Origin of the sequence: Paenibacillus agricola, assembly GCF_011440305.1 — a bacterium.
In the GTDB taxonomy this organism is placed as follows: Bacteria; Bacillota; Bacilli; order Paenibacillales; family NBRC-103111; genus Paenibacillus_S; species Paenibacillus_S agricola.
This window is the reverse complement of sequence record NZ_JAAOIW010000005.1, coordinates 96,034-109,451: the sequence shown is the minus strand read 5'-3', so window position 1 is coordinate 109,451 and position 13,418 is coordinate 96,034. Positions and strand designations below refer to the sequence as shown.

The window sequence follows — 13,418 nt, the reverse complement described above, 5'->3', positions numbered from 1 at the left end:
CACCTGGCTCCGTATGGAGCATGCGGGTGTTTTTTCTACTATTTATAATATCGGAATCAAAACCGATATTATGGTAAGAAGGTTGAAAGTAGGGATAACCGTGAAGCCTAAGGAACATGAGGAGCAGCTAAAGCAGTTTTTCAATAGCAACTCATTAGATGACCAAATACGTCTTAAAAAATATGTGCGCGAGCATCCAAGCAACAAAATGGCATGGTATCTGTTGGGACGGGAATATGACGGGCAGGGTAAAAAAGGAAAAGCTTTATATTGCTTTGCACAATCTGGAGAAATTTATGAGGCCTTCGAGAAAAAAACGATAAATGTGTCAATGGAGTCGCTGCAAACCTTGGAGCAGTGGGATCAGCGCGGCAGGAGAAGGCATTGGTTAAACCGGTTAAGGCTAATGGCTGCGCTGATCCTGATTATAGCTGGGATTGCGTATCTGCCCGGTACATTACGAGAAGCTGAGCATATAGCAGCCCCTACGCTCCCTAAGGATGTAAGCATAGCTCAAGTGCAGCAAACGAAGGTCTACTACATAGCAGGGAATAAAACGAAGGAAGTTGTAGGCGCAGCGTTGCAAGAAATGCTCATTAAAGAACGCGTGAATAGTTATGCGATCCTAGCTAATGGTAAAAAAACGGAAGATGGTAAATGGATCTCATGGCTGCAGCCGCCGGATATTTTACTTTCTGTTGAGGGCAAAGAAGATGCAGCCCAGCAGCAAATTCAATATCATGATGCTGAAAGCTGCCATTGCCAGCCCTCGGATGCGTCTAAGCCACAGGCTATTTATAACTCATGGGTGGCGCAACGCGAGCAGGAGGTTGTGCTCCGCTCGGCGCTAGATGCTTATACCCGCAAGAATGGAAAACCGCCAGAAGGTATCCAGGCTTTAAATCAGTCCCATCCACTCAATATCCTATCTGGGATTACACCTTTTATGGAAGAGCTTTACGAGCAGCAAAAGGATCAGCTTACAGACAACAAGCCGCAAGGAAGCAGCCCGCAAAACCCAGTCCCAAACGCCGTAACCTCACCACCTAATCTCGGAACGGGTACTCAAGCTAACGAGGCACAACCTGTGGCGGCAGGCTTGCTGAAGCCCTTAACTAGCCCGCTCCGCATTATCGTGGATAAGACCAATCATCGATTGGCCTTGGTCAGTGGGACAATGATTGTCCGTAGCTACCCTGTAGGTTTAGGGGCAGATCGAACGCCTGAGGGCAGCTTTGAAATCGCCGAGAAGGTAAGGGATCCGAACGGGAAATCCAATGGTGATTTTGGCAGCAGAGGCATGGGGCTCTCTGACCCGTTATACGCCATTCATGGTACCAACAAGCCCGGCAGTATAGGCAAGGATGAGTCCTTAGGTTGCGTAAGAATGCTCCAGGCTGATATTGAGGAATTATTTGATATGACACCTTTAGGAACACCTGTAACCATTGGTAAGGGGTTGCTACCCTCTGAAATTAAGCGTGGCGAGCCGCAATTCCGTTTGCCGCTTTACAGCACAGAAACGAATCCGGGAAAGGTATACAAATGGTTGGACTGAAGACGGTAAGGAATGGTTCTAATGAAACGCTTTCTTAATTGACCGAAAGTAAAACAGCCATTCCAATGACCAGCACGGCAAAAATTGAGCTAATCCAAATAATGAGCTTTTTATTTATGGTATCTTTCGGTTTGCGTTGCTGTAAATAACTGGGTTTCTTTCGTTGCATAGCCGTATCCCTGCCTTTATTTTAGATTTATCCCTAGTTTATCATAATGTAGCCGCTTAAAAACGTCATTTCTGTAGCTTGTCCTCTTTATTTTTTTTGGATTAAAAGATAAACTATTCAAAGAGAGTAAGTTATGGTTCGTTTAAGGGAGAGACAATAGAAATGCTGTATAAAAGCTTAATTAAACCACTGTTATTTCGTATGGATCCAGAGAAGGCTCATCATTTGATTATAAATGGTCTTCATAACGCCTCCAATGTGCCTGGAGTTAAGGGGCTGCTGAAAGGCCTCTATGGCGTTAATTCAACACCTGATCTACAATCGGAGCTATGGGGTATCCATTTTGACAATCCGATTGGGCTCGCTGCAGGGCTTGATAAAAATGCAAAGGCTGTTCCCGGTTTTTCCAGACTTGGATTTGGATTTATGGAGGTGGGTACGGTCACGCCTAAGCCACAGGTAGGCAATGAGCTGCCGCGGTTGTTCCGGTTACCGGAGGATCAAGCCTTGATTAACCGAATGGGCTTCAATAATGTAGGAATCGAAACGATGGCCAAGCATTTGGCTAAGGCGACCCATCATAGTATTCCGGTTGCTGTCAATATCGGCAAAAACAAAGCAACGCCTAATGAGCACGCAGAGGATGACTACCGTACTTGTATAAATAAGTTGTATGGGTATGGCGATTTTTTTGTAGTGAATATAAGCTCTCCCAACACACCCGACCTGCGCAGCTTGCAGCATGGGGATGATTTATACCGGCTGCTAAGGACGGTTCAAGAGGAAATGAAGGCGCAACACAACAAGCATGGGGGTGCAGTTAAACCGATTTTGGTGAAAATAGCGCCAGACCTTGAGCCTGAGGAAATTCGTTATATGGTGCAGACGATCGTGGAAAGTGGCGTTTCCGGCATTATCGCATCCAATACGACTTTATCTAGAGAAGGCTTAACCCACATGCATAAAGGCGAAGCAGGAGGTCTAAGCGGCCTGCCCTTGACGAAGCGGTCTACCCAGCTTATACATACTTTATATGAGCTAACTGAGGGGAAACTGCCGATCATTGGTTCAGGTGGCATATTCACAGCCCAAGATGCTTATGACAAAATATGTGCAGGTGCCAGTTTAGTGGAGGTATATACAGCTTTTATTTATGAAGGCCCTGCTTTGTTAAGGAATTTGAATGAAGGCTTAAGGAAGCTGCTCCAGAGAGATGGATTTAAGAGCGTTACGGAAGCAGTAGGCTCGACACATCGGCATAGGTAAGAATGGAGGCGTACGGATGGATGGACGCGATTGGAAAAAATTTCTCATGCCTTATGACCAGGCCGTTGAAGAACTAAAGGTAAAATTTAAAACACTGCGTGGAGAATTAAAAAGCCGCGAGGAATATTCCCCTATCGAATTTGTAACAGGCAGAGTGAAAAAAATATCGAGCATTTTGGATAAAGCCAAGCGCTTAAATGTACCTATGGAGCAATTGGAGACAGGGATCGAGGATATTGCTGGCATACGTATTATGTGCCAGTTTGTTGAGGATATTGAACGATTAGCGGATTTGATCCGCAGGCGGCAGGATATGAAGCTGATGTATGAGAAGGACTACGTGCTTAACAAAAAACCGAGTGGCTACCGTAGCTATCATATGATTGTGGAATATCCCGTACAAACGGCGCTTGGTATGAAGCGTGTGCTTGCCGAGGTACAGATTCGCACATTAGCGATGAATTTCTGGGCGACGATTGAACATTCGCTTAATTATAAATATCGGGAAAGCCTTCCCGAGGAAGTGATTAAAAGGCTGAGTAAAGCCGCCGAAGCCGCTTATTTGCTTGACCAGGAAATGAGCAGCATCCGTGATGAAATTATGGAGGCCCAGCAGCTATTCGAGGACAATTCCAATATTGTATCCCGGATCCTTAATGGGATCCAAGAGCTCTACTTTTATCATCGCGTCCGAGAGGCCGTGCAATTCCAGTTCCGTTTCAATGAGCATTGGGAAACCGAGGATGTGCGGTATTTAAAGGAGCTTTCCACGGAGATCGACGAAGCTATCGCCCGTGCCAAGAAGGATCGGCTGCTTTAGAAGAAACTGAGGTGCCTAAGTGCCCATATACGATCGTTTGTATGTTAAATTCGTTTATTATTTCAATATTGAGCGCGATTATTTTGAATGCCATGAGGTGATGGAGGAGCTTTGGCTTGAAGAAGGGCGCAACCCTTTATATCAGGGCCTGCTGCAAATAGCGGTAGGGCTTTACCATCACCGTAACGGCAATGTGAGTGGTGCGGTCAAGCTTTTTACGGCTGCCCTGGAAAAGCTGGTAGGGCGTGAGCCGGAGCTCTTAGGTATTGATTTGGGCAGCTTGCTTACTGCAAGCCAAAGGTATTTATCCCAGCTGCAGCGGATGGAGGAGGAGCCCTTTGCTTTTTACGACTTGGACATTCGGATTATCGATCAGGAGCTTGATGACCTAGTGGAGGAGCTGAGGGCCAATCCGCCGCTTCCTGATGCTGAACATTAGGGCTTATAGAAGCAGATGGGCAAAAAAAAAGAGCAGGAGCTTTCGCTCATCTGCTCTATTTGGCTTTATTCTTTTCGAAAAATTGCTTGTAGGAATCTGCATTGTAGCCAGGCTGGCCCGTCTCGGCAATACCACCAACCATCCGGTCTACCTCTTTGCCTGCTTTATAATAAATCAGGGTAGGCGTGGACTCGATTTTATACTTGCCCCAGCCATCTTTAAATTCCTCTAAGTTAAATTGCTTGACATCCAAGTTTAATTCTTTGGTTAGCGGATATAAAACAGGGGTGGTTCTTTTGCAATGGGAGCAGGTGGAGGCAAAGTAATAGATGAAAAAATCTTCTTTGGCATCCAGCTTTTTGTTAAGCTCTGCGGGTAAAATGATATTTTGGTAATTGGGATCGTCTAGCTGCTTGACCGTTTCTGGATTCAGCTTATCGGGCGCAATACCATAAACATTGGTGGCATATTGACTATTCTTGGCCTTGTCCGACTGTTGGTTCACGACATAAAGCCCCGCGAACAATACAATAATGATGGATAAATAAATCGCGAGCTTTTTCATTAGATATAGTCCTCTCTTCAAGTAAGATAAGTAAGTATAGTAAAGATGGTTGGTAACTAATGATTTCGCTAAACTGGTCCCCAATTCCTGCCCAAGTATTCCTGTAAAAATGAATGAATTTTGACAATGTTCGGTTGCAGCTGGGCACTGTAACCCTCTATAATGGGGGGAACCACGTGCAATAGCTTGAAACTTACATTAGGGTATGGAAAATAATACAGGAATATCCGCTAGCAGGAGGTAGGATTAATTGAAAGAAACCATGAGATTGGAAAAGCTGTTGGCCCATGCCGGTCACGGCTCCCGTAGTGAAATCAAACGAATCGTCAAAAATGGCTGGGTTCGCCTAAATGATCGTCCTGTGAAGGATGGCGGCATCCAGGTACACCCGCTGCAGGATCGGATTACGGTAGACGGGCAACTGGTCCATTATCGTGAATTTATTTACCTGATGCTGAATAAACCACAAGGTGTGATTTCGGCAACAGAGGATAGCCGTGAACGTACTGTGCTGGATTTGTTGGATGAAGCGCATGCACATTTCGAGCTGTTTCCTGTGGGACGGCTGGATAAAGATACGGAAGGCCTGCTGGTATTGACCAATGATGGCAAGCTGGCGCATAATCTATTGTCACCTCGTAAGCATGTACCCAAAACTTATTTTGCCGAGGTCGAAGGAGCTGTGACTGAGGAGGATGGAGAGGCCTTCCAAGCGGGCGTGACTCTGGAGGATGGTTATGTAGCTATGCCGGCAAAGCTTACGGTATTGGTCGCGGGGGATCCGGCAGCAAATCGGGTGTCAAAAATTGAACTGACGATTATGGAAGGGAAATTTCACCAAGTGAAACGAATGTTTGAGGCCGTTGGGAAAAAGGTAGTCTTCTTAAAAAGAATTTCTATGGGACCCTTGCTGCTAGACGAGCGTTTATCGCCCGGTTCTTACCGTGAATTAACGGAGACCGAGCTTGCCGAGCTGCAGCAGGTAACGAAATAAGAGAAAAGACCCGCGCGTGTGACGATAAATGGCACACTGCATTGGTCTTTTTTTCGTAAGGTTGGCTCTGCTCATTCATATAGGTACCCATGTATGAAGTTGACCTATTGATGCAGAGAATAGGCTGCGCCGCTTGAAGTAAACTTTTTGCCGAGTGCCTTGCCCTGCCCTGTCAACGGTCTAATGTATAGTATGACAAAACCCAAGTTTCGCATAGACATTTATCCTTATATTCATATTTTGGACTAATTGGGACAGGCTAATTAGGTAGTGTTTATAGCAATGACCAAACCATGTATGGGAGGCGGGAATTCATGACCGATATTTGGCTCAAGCAGGAGTTAAAAACATCTGGCGGAGAGGTAAGTACGATAATGTGGGACCATGCAAGTATCGGGACGATGACGCTCGTTTATCGTGAGGCAGACCGCATCGCTGGAACCGTCCAATTGGAGCCATCAAGCTTTCCTCACCATGCCCAACAGCGTGTGTCTTCGTTTGTACATCGATATATAGAATCCATGATTGCTGCTTTGGGAGTCGACACCAGTTGTATTCAAATTGCTTACAGCGATTATGGTGAACTTATAACTTTAGACCCTGATTTAATAAATCCCGCCAATGTCGAGGAAGATTATGATTATGAGTACGATTGGATGGAAACGGAGCGCTTCGAGGATGAGGCATTGGACGAGCAAAATGAATATATTATGCAGATGCAGAAACGAACAGGTACCATGGTAAGTAAACAGCTGGGACGGCAAAAAAATAGTGGATTATCGGAGGCGGAGTCATTAATAGTAGGTGGTGGCCTCATCACACATAATCAGCCCCTAGCAGGGGAATCGATCCAGAGTGCGGAAGAGGATTATACAGTTGTCCTGACAAGAGAGGATGGGGACACGCTCATTTATGAGGTGTACCAACAATCGCATGGCGGGCTGCCTATCGGTAAAGCAACCGTGGATATTAGCAATGACCAGCTTGAAGGATTTATCGATTTCCGGGAGCCAGGTCAATTGGCGGATCGTGAGTGTATTGCGTTATTGATGATGCAGGAATTGGATAAGGAAACGGCTTTTGAATCATTTAACTTGACGATGTTATTTCAAAATCAGCCATTTGAGGAATTTGTATATGAGGCAGACCAGGTGCATTAGATAGCATGCGAAATGATCAAGATGCCGCAAAACATAGGATCGAGAAAACCTCCGCATCGTAGGAAACGGAGGTTTTTTTCGTTATGTATGGACATCTCTCTAGTTGATTCATCTAGTATGGAGTTGGTTATGGTCTTGATTTATTCTTTGGAAGAGCCATCCTTCTTCAGCTTATCTTTCCAAAACAATACCGTCAGCATACGCTCTACCCACTCTTTATCCTGCTCGGTCAATTCCATGCCATCAAAGATTAACTCATTCTCCTGCAGAAATCGTCGCAAATTGACACGCGGCTTCACGTAGTCTTCGCCCTGTTGACGGTCGGCAGATTGCTCCAGATAGCCGGCAATCTCCATTAAATTCGAATAAGGTGTATTCAGGCCCTCCGATAGCTTCATTAGCACATCAGGCGACGGGACACCACGATTCCCATTCTCAAGCTGGGAGATATAAGCGGAAGAAACGCCGGAACGATCGGCTAACTCACGGATAGTAAAGCCTTTTAGCTTGCGCATGTCGCGTAATTTTTCATAAAAGTTCATATAAGGGCACCTGCATTTTTCAAAGTAAACAATAGTTAACATTGATATAATAACAGTAAAGATCTGTAATTTCAACGTTCTTTACAAGCAATACAAATGTAAATAAAAGTGTTTCCATATGCGAAAATACGTGATAATATAATGGAAAACAAGGAAAAGAAGGGAGCGTGACTTCTCCATGCGAAAAATACGCACGAATACAAATGCCTTTGTAAGAGCGAGGGTTTTTAAAGGAATGTCCCAAAAGGAATTAGCCCAGCAATCGGGTTTAAGTCCTTCGTATATAAGTCTTTTGGAGCGATCTGTCAAAATCGTAGGACCAGCCACAGCTAAGAGACTGAGTGAGCTTCTGGACCAGCCTTTGGACTCCTTGTTTGTCATTGAATAGGTGCAGATAAAGGTGGGTAATTCGCTTCCCTAATTGGAATGCGGTATAATAAGAGTGAGGCATGAAAGTACAAGCCTCCGGAATGAGAGTTCCGAATTTTATTTAACGAAAGGGAGGAGACTATCTTTGCGCCAACTAATTATTGCAGTCGCTGCTTTGACCATCATCCTTTCGGGATGTTCAACAGAAACGCCAACAACGAAACCAGGTGAAACCATGGCTCCTGTTACACCAGCACCAGCAACAACGACGCCAGCACCTAGCACAGTGACGCCACCGGCAACTACAACGCCGGCTACACCACCAGCTACAGTGCCATCAGCAACTCCGGTGCCAGCGCCAACGCCTGCACCAACTACCGTAGTACCCGAAGTTCCAAGGCCTGAGGGGGCAAAGGAACAGCCAGTAGCGACAATAGACCAATTAGAAAAAGTCGATTTTGGGATGACATACGATGATGTTGGCAAAACTATGGGGCAAATCGGTAAGTTGACAAGTGAAACCACAGATGAGGGTAACATCAATAAGACACAAACCTACGAGTACAAAAAGAAAGACGGAGGCGTGATGAAAGTAACCTTCCGCAATGGGAAAGTTACAAGTAAATCCGAATCCAGCCAATAAATAAAAAGCCGGCAAAGCGTCTTGGAGACGCTAGCCGGTTTTTTATTTATTGGTTTGCCAAAGTCAGCTATAAGCGATTACTTTATTTTTGCCGGTGGTTTTGGCTTTATACATCGCTTCATCTGCCTGTTTAATTAACTCCTCCGTCTTAAGGGGAGTGCGGTAATGGCTGAGCCCTACGCTGACGGTTACTATAGTCTCGGCTTCTACTCGGGCACGAATCTTCTCGGCCACTGCTGCATTGTCCGCAGTGGTGCCCAGAACCATAACAACGATCTCCTCACCGCCATAGCGGCCGCAAACCCCATCCGGCTCAGCTTCCTCTTTAGCAATCTGTGCGACCTGCTTCAGTACTTGATCTCCCATCTGATGGCCTTTTGTGTCATTGAGCTTTTTGAAATTATCGATATCACTGAAAATGATCGAAACGGCGATATTTTGAGAAATATGTTGGTTGACCCGGTTATAGAAAAATGTGCGATTGAATAGCCCAGTCAAGCCATCCTTAATCGCAGAATTATAGATGGCTTGCATAAGCTCAATGATCCGTTCGACTATAAACAGAAACAGTACGATATGAAAAATCATCGGGAACACTTCCTCAAGCTTAACCAAGGCTAGCTGGTTGCCATTAAACAGGTATTTATTTGCCATATAGATCAAATGGGCACAAAAGTAGAGCGTCAGCATGAGCTGGAATTTTCCATTTTGCCCAATTCGCGGGTTAACAATCAGGAAGCTGACAAACAGGAGAACGAACAAATATAATTCCAAGCCCAGTGGCTGCATTTGCCGGATCTGCTCGTCGCTACCCTCTAGCCATCCGGGTATGAACCAGTAAGAGGACGCAACGGCTGCTGTTGCCAAGCCGAATAATCCAATAACCAAACCATCCCTCAATTTAGTTGGATTGTAGAGCTGGTAAATACCGGTATTAACAAGCACAAAAGCCGATATTTTCAAAATAAGGGCCATAAATGCAGCGGTTTCATCGACCGTTTGGATTAATTGAAATTGGATGAGCTGCATATACTGAACAATCAACAGAAACAGAGAAAGCAACATGGAGAAATAACCGATTTTGCGGCGTGTAATGAGCAACCTCAATGATACTAGCAATGTTACTAATAAAATAACGATAATGATGATGTAGGACACGATGCTGCCTAAAGTGCCTGACCACAAATCCGATAAGCTTAATATTTGCATTGCAGACCAATGCCTCACATTCTTCTTCAAGAGTTAGCACCATTATAGCAAACATACATTGACATTTATCAATAAACCTTGATATATCAGTGTTTTAAAGGTGTAAATTCATGGATTATTAGATAAAAATCACGAAAAAATCACATTCCTTGCAAAAAGCCACCTAAAATTCTAAAATATCACCGAACATATTCTTTATTTTATCTGAAGCATTCTTTTTCATATTATCGGTAACATGTGTATAAATCTTCATCGTTGTTTTCATTTCATCATGACCAACAGGCTTCATGATCGTTGTTATATCGACTCCGGCCTCAGCGAGCATGCTAATATGTGTGTGACGAAAAATATGAGGAGTTGCATGTTTTTTAATTTCGGTTTTCTTCATGAGTATCCTCATCCTTCGAATCACGGAAGCCTGGTAATAGGGGTATCCGTTTGAACGGCAAAAAACAAAACCTTTATCGTTAACCTCGATTCCAGCTTTCTTCGCTGCAACCAATAGCTTTTCTTGTTTGCTCTTGTACTTTACAAATAACTCCATCACACTCGAATCGATGTCAATCGTTCGAATGGATCCCGTCGTCTTTGGTGGTGTCAACTCGTACGTTCCCATCCTCCCTTTACTGTATATCGTCTTTATGATACGAACTTCATTAGTATCAAAATTCATATCCGGCCACTTTAACGAACACAACTCTCCAGATCGCATTCCTGAGAAAAGAAGTAAGTAGAATGTTTCAAGGTCACGTTCTCTGCCGTGTTCTCTAACATATCTTTCTCGAGATCTTCAACAGTTGCCGTTTTAACGGGTATAGTTGCCCCGCACAGGGATTGTCCCTGCGGAACCTATGCTTCATTGCATACTTGAATATCAAGCCAGCAGCCACATGTACGCCCTCTATGGTGCTCCTTGCATAGTTTTGGTCACCTAAATCATTTAACATATTTTCATATTGGCGCGTTGTGATCTTGTGAATGCTCGTTTTTGCAAAATAACGAAACAGCATATTCACTGAATTCCTTCGTATATGTATTGTACTCGATTTCACCTTTCCCTTAGAGTAAGCAATCAACCATTTCGGCAACTTCTTCAAAGGCCATATTCTTTACTTTCTTTTCATCAATACCAAAATCTTTCAGTTGGTCATGAGCGGACTCGGCGCGGGCTAGTAATTTTTTTTTGCTAACGGCGCGGCGTACGATCTGGTTTCTTTTGCCATGGACTACACTCCTTCGAAGGTATGTTCTATTTTCTTTTAAAATAAAAGCCCGGGCTAGCGGCCCTTGAATCCACAAGTTTCTTTAATAAAATATCCATCGCCTATAAAGACACAATCGTCGGTATGCTTCAGGATCTGCCCGCCGCGGTCGATGGGTTCGCCGTCCTGGTAGACTTCAATGTTGGATCCGAGAAACATCGCATTGTCAAAATCAACGGAGCTGCTTAGGATTTGATTGGAATTGAACATGGGTTATGTTGAGCCCTCCAAGGAGGACGTTGAAGCCTTCATTATTGAGAAGAAGCCGGTATTCGATGATATCAACTTTGATCCTGAAATCCTCATGCAGAAGATCCAAAAGGACCTGACCTGGATGGAAGTCGCCAAGGAACGTGGTACTAGCTCCACGGCATTGCAAACGGAGCTGAGCAAATATCGCAAGCGCGTAGCAGAATTGATGAAGGAAGTTAATGCAATGAAGTTAGGCGAGGAACTGGTTCTGCTGGTGGATGGTAGGGCTGTGATAATGCAGCTGGCTGAGGTGGCTGACCTTGATCGGATTCATCGGGGCATGATTTGTATGGATTAATGCGGGAGGTATAGCCTCCCTAAACCACTCCAGTACCAAATATAAAAACCCTCGCTGCATCTCAGTGGGCGTTACGAGGGTTGAGATCTTACATTCCTTCAAAGGGACATCCAATCATACCAGTAAAGCAATTGCTAATAGATCGAATAATACAAGAGTAGTTATAAATGGATTTAAAAATCCTTTAACTTTTACTTTTTTACTTGAGATCGAGGCAGAACCTCCTTCCAGATATAAATAATTGGGATCAACATTAACGACTGTTCCTTCATAAATTTCCCCGGATCTCATGTAAACACGAATTCGACGATTAAGGCAGCTTCTGCAAGCTTGATATATTTCGTACACCCTTATCACCATCCTCTCATTGCTCACTATTTTATAGATTTCAGAAACAAACGTGAGGGCTTATGGTGTCCAATTTTGTAGACTGATTAAAGAACATCTTCATTAATCTCTTGAAAAAGAGGATAAGTTGGAGGAAGCTAATAGGCTACTCATAGAGGAAAGAGAACAGAAGGATACTGAAATCGAAAGGTTGATCAAGCATAAAGATGATGGCTGGAAAGAAGCAAGGGAGGCAAATCGGTGCTTGCATATGAAAGTAGTGTTGAATACTGTGCAGCTTGCGGAAATCCCACAAGATTAAACGAGGTTGAGCACAAGGAACATGGTCAAGGTCAGTTAATATGTGTGACTGAATCTCAAAATGCAGTTGTTTATTTTTATGAACAGAAACGTAATCGTAATGTCGCTTTAAAAGAACTTAAAATGTTTTGAACTTGCACCGCAGGTGCCATCGAGTCCGACCGAACAGCCCCAGCCGCCAGAAGGGTTAACTAGTTTTATTTAATAGGGTGGTGACACACCTTGAAAATTGAAGTATATGAAAAGATAACGGCAGCAAACGTGAATTGGTAAGAACCAAAAAAGCAGGGATGATCTGCTGAACCAAATCGATGATATGAACCTGTCACACCTGACAGTAACGTTCAATTAGGAAAAATCATTGGGTAGGGTGGTGTACATGGAATGAAGCACGGTGATAAAGTGATTTTTCTTGAAGAAGTAACAACGTGGAACGGTAAACGGTGCAGGGCAAAAGTTGGAGAAACAGGGAGAATCATTGGGCTTGTGCGGGGCGACAGGATTTCGGTTAAGCCTGACGGGAAAAATATAACTATTCATGATGTCAGCCTTTCAAATGTTAAATTATTTAAATAAGGTCCCCTTATACCAAGGGGAACACCGGAGAGGAGGAAAGGACATTGGCTGGCTATTAAAGTGTATGAAAGAAAAAAAGAGCGCTCCGTCAAGACGAGGCGCTCCCGCAATGAATCTTAAACCAAACGGCGATGGGGTGAACAAATCACAATTGCTTTTTGTCCAGGTCTTAATCTAATGACAATAACGTTATTTTTGCGTCTACGCATCATAGTATCGTAAACCTCCTTTTAGAGGGATGGTATATACTATGATTCATATTTTGATTTGGTATGGACTTATTGCCAAGGAGGAAGAAACAAATGGACAAAATAGCAATCATTAAATGGTCATTATATCAAGTCGGTGACGATATGCCAGAATTCATCGTTTCACAAACACCGGAAGAAGCGCTTGGCGATCATCTAGCAAGAATAGGCGCTGATTGGTATGAGCAAGGAGAGGTCATTCCGGTCGAGGTTGTATCACTTGAAAGAGTGGTGATTTGTCAGGGCTGTAGAGGAACGGGAGTTAATTCCGTTGAATGCTGCTGGTTACTGCATGTGTCCAAAAGGGATTGCGATAAGGGCCGAAGAAGATTTGCGACATGATAAATACTTCGAATCGCTGAAGAAGAAGTAAAACACATCAGACCTACACCACATGATG

At 44.0% G+C, this 13,418-nt stretch carries 19 protein-coding genes; 12 read left to right on the top strand and 7 right to left on the bottom strand.

Translation table 11 applies throughout. The features are described 5' to 3' along the window. Positions 1-13 precede the first annotated feature (13 nt). Complete coding sequence (locus tag G9U52_RS15445) at positions 14-1,558, top strand: L,D-transpeptidase (RefSeq protein WP_243767362.1); 1,545 nt, start codon at positions 14-16, stop codon at positions 1,556-1,558. 34 nt (positions 1,559-1,592) lie between these two features. On the opposite strand, the gene G9U52_RS40910 is transcribed toward G9U52_RS15445, so the two are convergent. Next, positions 1,593-1,727: a hypothetical protein gene (locus tag G9U52_RS40910; protein WP_279538648.1), complete on the bottom strand. Its 135-nt coding sequence runs from the start codon at positions 1,725-1,727 to the stop codon at positions 1,593-1,595. 162 nt (positions 1,728-1,889) lie between these two features. Here G9U52_RS40910 and G9U52_RS15440 point away from each other — a divergent pair, with 162 nt between their 5' ends. The 3 genes from G9U52_RS15440 to G9U52_RS15430 are packed head-to-tail and all read left to right on the top strand — an operon-like array spanning position 1,890 to position 4,252. Continuing rightward, entirely contained in the window at positions 1,890-2,993 is a 1,104-nt protein-coding gene (locus G9U52_RS15440) for a quinone-dependent dihydroorotate dehydrogenase (protein ID WP_166151062.1), read from the top strand. A gap of 16 nt (positions 2,994-3,009) precedes the next feature. After that, positions 3,010-3,813, top strand: a complete 804-nt coding sequence (gene yjbM, locus G9U52_RS15435; RefSeq protein ID WP_166151060.1) for a GTP diphosphokinase — start codon at positions 3,010-3,012, stop codon at positions 3,811-3,813. 19 nt (positions 3,814-3,832) lie between these two features. After that, positions 3,833-4,252 carry a DUF309 domain-containing protein gene (locus G9U52_RS15430; RefSeq protein WP_166151058.1) on the top strand — a complete coding sequence of 140 codons (420 nt, stop codon included), beginning with the start codon at positions 3,833-3,835 and terminating at the stop codon, positions 4,250-4,252. 55 nt (positions 4,253-4,307) lie between these two features. Here G9U52_RS15430 and G9U52_RS15425 read toward each other — a convergent pair whose 3' ends face one another. Then, positions 4,308-4,817 carry a thioredoxin family protein gene (locus G9U52_RS15425; RefSeq protein ID WP_166151056.1) on the bottom strand — a complete coding sequence of 170 codons (510 nt, stop codon included), beginning with the start codon at positions 4,815-4,817 and terminating at the stop codon, positions 4,308-4,310. Positions 4,818-5,067: 250 nt separating this feature from the next. Between G9U52_RS15425 and G9U52_RS15420 the strand changes: the two genes are divergently transcribed. Both G9U52_RS15420 and G9U52_RS15415 read left to right on the top strand, forming a co-directional pair. Continuing rightward, positions 5,068-5,811 carry a pseudouridine synthase gene (locus G9U52_RS15420; RefSeq protein ID WP_243767361.1) on the top strand — a complete coding sequence of 248 codons (744 nt, stop codon included), beginning with the start codon at positions 5,068-5,070 and terminating at the stop codon, positions 5,809-5,811. Positions 5,812-6,125: 314 nt separating this feature from the next. Beyond that, positions 6,126-6,971: a hypothetical protein gene (locus G9U52_RS15415; protein WP_166151054.1), complete on the top strand. Its 846-nt coding sequence runs from the start codon at positions 6,126-6,128 to the stop codon at positions 6,969-6,971. A 140-nt stretch (positions 6,972-7,111) separates the two neighbouring features. Here G9U52_RS15415 and G9U52_RS15410 read toward each other — a convergent pair whose 3' ends face one another. Beyond that, the gene (locus G9U52_RS15410; protein WP_166151052.1) at positions 7,112-7,513 is read right to left on the bottom strand and encodes a helix-turn-helix domain-containing protein; all 402 of its coding nucleotides are present in this window, start codon (positions 7,511-7,513) and stop codon (positions 7,112-7,114) included. A 178-nt stretch (positions 7,514-7,691) separates the two neighbouring features. Between G9U52_RS15410 and G9U52_RS15405 the strand changes: the two genes are divergently transcribed. Next, positions 7,692-7,901 (top strand): helix-turn-helix domain-containing protein, encoded by a 210-nt coding sequence (locus G9U52_RS15405; RefSeq protein ID WP_166151050.1) that lies wholly within the window; start codon positions 7,692-7,694, stop codon positions 7,899-7,901. A 126-nt stretch (positions 7,902-8,027) separates the two neighbouring features. Beyond that, positions 8,028-8,525, top strand: a complete 498-nt coding sequence (locus tag G9U52_RS15400) for a hypothetical protein (protein ID WP_166151048.1) — start codon at positions 8,028-8,030, stop codon at positions 8,523-8,525. 63 nt (positions 8,526-8,588) lie between these two features. Here G9U52_RS15400 and G9U52_RS15395 read toward each other — a convergent pair whose 3' ends face one another. The 4 genes from G9U52_RS15395 to G9U52_RS15385 form a co-directional block, all read right to left on the bottom strand. Next, positions 8,589-9,734 (bottom strand): GGDEF domain-containing protein, encoded by a 1,146-nt coding sequence (locus tag G9U52_RS15395; protein ID WP_166151810.1) that lies wholly within the window; start codon positions 9,732-9,734, stop codon positions 8,589-8,591. Positions 9,735-9,897: 163 nt separating this feature from the next. Continuing rightward, entirely contained in the window at positions 9,898-10,446 is a 549-nt protein-coding gene (locus G9U52_RS15390; RefSeq protein ID WP_166151046.1) for a tyrosine-type recombinase/integrase, read from the bottom strand. Between the two features lie 347 nt (positions 10,447-10,793). After that, complete coding sequence (locus G9U52_RS39265; protein ID WP_207953004.1) at positions 10,794-11,033, bottom strand: hypothetical protein; 240 nt, start codon at positions 11,031-11,033, stop codon at positions 10,794-10,796. Then, a complete protein-coding gene (locus G9U52_RS15385) occupies positions 11,012-11,206 on the bottom strand; it encodes a hypothetical protein (RefSeq protein WP_166151044.1) in 195 nt (64 codons plus the stop codon). The genes G9U52_RS39265 and G9U52_RS15385 overlap by 22 nt, the downstream gene beginning before the upstream one ends. On the opposite strand from G9U52_RS15385, the gene G9U52_RS15380 reads away from it, so the two are divergent. From G9U52_RS15380 to G9U52_RS15365, 4 genes are all read left to right on the top strand, one after another. Then, a complete protein-coding gene (locus G9U52_RS15380) occupies positions 11,205-11,546 on the top strand; it encodes a hypothetical protein (protein WP_207953003.1) in 342 nt (113 codons plus the stop codon). The genes G9U52_RS15385 and G9U52_RS15380 overlap by 2 nt on opposite strands. 588 nt (positions 11,547-12,134) lie before the next feature. Beyond that, positions 12,135-12,326, top strand: a complete 192-nt coding sequence (locus tag G9U52_RS15375; protein WP_166151040.1) for a hypothetical protein — start codon at positions 12,135-12,137, stop codon at positions 12,324-12,326. 252 nt (positions 12,327-12,578) lie between these two features. Beyond that, positions 12,579-12,770, top strand: coding sequence for a hypothetical protein (locus tag G9U52_RS15370; protein WP_166151038.1), 192 nt, complete (start codon positions 12,579-12,581; stop codon positions 12,768-12,770). Between the two features lie 302 nt (positions 12,771-13,072). Then, complete coding sequence (locus G9U52_RS15365) at positions 13,073-13,360, top strand: hypothetical protein (RefSeq protein WP_166151036.1); 288 nt, start codon at positions 13,073-13,075, stop codon at positions 13,358-13,360. The last annotated feature ends 58 nt before the right edge of the window (positions 13,361-13,418 follow it).

What these genes read in the sequence shown, in the direction of transcription:
- G9U52_RS15395 (WP_166151810.1), bottom strand. Translation starts at nt 9,734, where the DNA reads ATGCAAATATTAAGCTTATCGGATTTGTGGTCAGGCACTTTAGGCAGC.
- G9U52_RS15390 (WP_166151046.1), bottom strand. Translation starts at nt 10,446, where the DNA reads ATGCGATCTGGAGAGTTGTGTTCGTTAAAGTGGCCGGATATGAATTTT.
- G9U52_RS15415 (WP_166151054.1), top strand. Translation starts at nt 6,126, where the DNA reads ATGACCGATATTTGGCTCAAGCAGGAGTTAAAAACATCTGGCGGAGAG.
- G9U52_RS15380 (WP_207953003.1), top strand. Translation starts at nt 11,205, where the DNA reads ATGGGTTATGTTGAGCCCTCCAAGGAGGACGTTGAAGCCTTCATTATT.
- G9U52_RS15445 (WP_243767362.1), top strand. Translation starts at nt 14, where the DNA reads ATGGAGCATGCGGGTGTTTTTTCTACTATTTATAATATCGGAATCAAA.
- G9U52_RS15405 (WP_166151050.1), top strand. Translation starts at nt 7,692, where the DNA reads ATGCGAAAAATACGCACGAATACAAATGCCTTTGTAAGAGCGAGGGTT.
- G9U52_RS40910 (WP_279538648.1), bottom strand. Translation starts at nt 1,727, where the DNA reads ATGCAACGAAAGAAACCCAGTTATTTACAGCAACGCAAACCGAAAGAT.
- G9U52_RS15370 (WP_166151038.1), top strand. Translation starts at nt 12,579, where the DNA reads ATGAAGCACGGTGATAAAGTGATTTTTCTTGAAGAAGTAACAACGTGG.
- G9U52_RS15425 (WP_166151056.1), bottom strand. Translation starts at nt 4,817, where the DNA reads ATGAAAAAGCTCGCGATTTATTTATCCATCATTATTGTATTGTTCGCG.
- yjbM (WP_166151060.1), top strand. Translation starts at nt 3,010, where the DNA reads ATGGATGGACGCGATTGGAAAAAATTTCTCATGCCTTATGACCAGGCC.
- G9U52_RS15365 (WP_166151036.1), top strand. Translation starts at nt 13,073, where the DNA reads ATGGACAAAATAGCAATCATTAAATGGTCATTATATCAAGTCGGTGAC.
- G9U52_RS15385 (WP_166151044.1), bottom strand. Translation starts at nt 11,206, where the DNA reads ATGTTCAATTCCAATCAAATCCTAAGCAGCTCCGTTGATTTTGACAAT.
- G9U52_RS15440 (WP_166151062.1), top strand. Translation starts at nt 1,890, where the DNA reads ATGCTGTATAAAAGCTTAATTAAACCACTGTTATTTCGTATGGATCCA.
- G9U52_RS15410 (WP_166151052.1), bottom strand. Translation starts at nt 7,513, where the DNA reads ATGAACTTTTATGAAAAATTACGCGACATGCGCAAGCTAAAAGGCTTT.